Source organism: Desulfovibrio sp. 1188_IL3213 (assembly GCF_036763145.1).
Classification (GTDB): domain Bacteria; phylum Desulfobacterota; class Desulfovibrionia; order Desulfovibrionales; family Desulfovibrionaceae; genus Desulfovibrio.
This window is the reverse complement of the sequence record NZ_JBAIYR010000419.1, coordinates 1-1,949: the sequence shown is the minus strand read 5'-3', so window position 1 is coordinate 1,949 and position 1,949 is coordinate 1. Positions and strand designations below refer to the sequence as shown.

Here is a 1,949-nt window from a genome sequence, read left to right as displayed (position 1 = left end):
GTGCAGAGGGGGCCTCGGAGGGGCGCAGCCCCTAACAGGCCCCCTCTGCCGCCCGCCGCGCAGGCGGCCCAAACAACATCAAAGAAAAAGCCTTCATGCCCGCAGGGCGGCAGCATTCCTTCTCGAAGACCGACCCCTTTCACCTCTTTGCCCGCCGCATCGGCGGCCCAAACAAAAAATAAAGAAGAAGCCTCCGCGCCCACAGGGCGGCAGTATTCCCTTTCGAAGACCGACCCCTTTCACCTCTTTGCCCGCCGCATCGGCGGCCCAAACAAGGAATAAAGAAAAAGCCTCCGCGCCCGCAGGGCAACAAAAAAATTTCTCGAAGGCCGAGCCAGTCCCCCTCCTGCCCCGCCGCGTCCAAGCTGCCTTGATGACAGCCCCCATCGCCACATGTATCTTCAGAGCGCGAACAAAATTTAAAAAAACAAAAAACCGAGCACCATATTTTACCGGCTCACAACCCGGTATAAACTCCTTCCCAGAGGAATCCGCATGCACTGTCAGCATCTTCTTTTCGATCCAAGCCGCATCCCCTCACCCTGCTTTGTGCTGGATGAAAACCGGCTCAACGCCAATGCAGCCATACTCAACAGTGTGCAGGAGCGCACCGGGGCGAAAATCCTTCTGGCCCTCAAGGGCTATGCCGCCTGGAAAACATTTCCGCTGCTTTCGCGCTTCAAGGGACACGGCCCGCTGTGGGGAGCCTGCGCCAGCTCCGTTGACGAGGCCCGTCTGGCCCGTGAAGAATTCGGCGGCGAAGTCCACGCGTTCGCCGCAGGCTGGAACAGGCGTGAAATGGCGGAACTGCTCACCCTGACGGACCACATCGTGTTCAACTCCACGGCACAGTGGCGCGAGTTCGCCCCTGCCATTGAAATGTGGAACAAGGGCCGTTGCCCGGACAGGCAAATACAGTGCGGGCTGCGCATCAACCCCGAACATTCCGAAGGCGCTGTGGAAATTTACAATCCCTGCGCGCCGGGTTCGCGTCTGGGCATACGCCGCAAGCATTTCGACCCCGCAGCCATGACGGGCATATCCGGCCTGCATTTTCACACCCTGTGCGAACAGGGGGCCGACGCTCTTGAGCGCACACTGGCTGCCGTAGAAAAAAACTTCGGCCAGTGGCTGCCCCAATGCCGCTGGATCAACATGGGCGGCGGCCACCACATCACCAGGCCGGGCTACGACCTTGACCTGCTCTGCCGTCTGCTGACGCAATGGCGCGACCGCTATCAGGCCCAGATATACCTTGAGCCGGGCGAAGCCGTGGCGCTGGACGCGGGCTGGCTTGCAGTCACGGTGCTGGACGTCATTGAGGCCGATATGCCCATCGCGATTCTGGATATCGGCGTTCCCTGCCATATGCCCGATGTTATCGAGATGCCCTACCGACCGCGCGTGCGCTACGAGCATGACGGGGCCGCCGTTCTCGCCGGAGAAGCCGGGCAAAAAAGCTGGACCTGCCGCTTGGCGGGCAAATCCTGCCTGGCGGGCGATGTGGCCGGGGAATACTCTTTTGACGCGCCCCTCAGGCCCGGGCAACGTCTTGTCTTTGAAGACATGGCTATTTACAGCATGGTCAAGACCACCACATTCAACGGCCTGCGCCTGCCTTCCATCGGCATCTGCGGGCCTGACGCCGCCGGGGATATGGACTTTCGCATGCTGCGGGAATTCGGCTACGCGGACTTTAAAAACCGGCTGTCCTGAGGCGCGGGCAACACCGCCCGGCTCACTGCCCCAAACTGCCAAACAGGCTGGCAAGCAGGCTGACAGGCTGGCGGCACGTTGCCCGCCTGGGTGTCAGGTACGTCAGACGCAAAAAAAGCGCCCCGCGGGGCGCTTTTTGATATGGCAAAGGTGAACGCTTTCAGGCTCCCGCAGGGCCTGCGGCAGCACCGGGCGTGAAAACAGAACTGCCCAAAGGCATTCCCGTACCAGTT

The 1,949-nt window shown here is 61.0% G+C and carries 1 protein-coding gene; it reads left to right on the top strand.

All coding sequences use genetic code 11. The features are described 5' to 3' along the window. The first annotated feature begins 495 nt into the window (after positions 1-495). Complete coding sequence (gene nspC / locus V6C16_RS12135; protein WP_333536260.1) at positions 496-1,716, top strand: carboxynorspermidine decarboxylase; 1,221 nt, start codon at positions 496-498, stop codon at positions 1,714-1,716. The last annotated feature ends 233 nt before the right edge of the window (positions 1,717-1,949 follow it).

Bases quoted from the DNA above. Each gene is read 5' to 3' on its own strand.
- nspC (WP_333536260.1), top strand. From the start codon at position 496: ATGCACTGTCAGCATCTTCTTTTCGATCCAAGCCGCATCCCCTCACCC.